Origin of the sequence: Vibrio sp. 10N.222.52.B7 (assembly GCF_041474275.1) — a bacterium.
Classification (GTDB): Bacteria; Pseudomonadota; Gammaproteobacteria; order Enterobacterales; family Vibrionaceae; genus Vibrio; species Vibrio crassostreae_C.
Window position 1 is genome coordinate 1 of the sequence record NZ_JBFRTU010000470.1, and the last position, 264, is coordinate 264.

General features: G+C 45.5%; 1 pseudogene. It reads left to right on the top strand.

From position 1 onward, the window contains the following. Positions 1-264: pseudogene (locus AB4512_RS23735) on the top strand (exodeoxyribonuclease V subunit alpha); the annotation flags it as partial.

The following is a 264-nucleotide window of genomic DNA, read 5'->3' on the forward strand; positions in this document are numbered from 1 at the left end:
TGTGGTATCACGGGCGACCAGTCATGGTGACGCGTAATGATCATGGTTTAGGTTTGTACAATGGTGATATTGGTATCTGTATGCTCGAAGCCGATTCAACGACTTTAGAGTCAAATAGTGCGAATTCCACACCTAGACTGAAGGTGTATTTTGAGTTGCCAGATGGCAGTGTGAAAGCCGTGCTTCCAAGCAGAGTTCCCGATCATGAGACCGTTTATGCGATGACGATACACAAATCTCAAGGCAGTGAATTTGATCTGACCT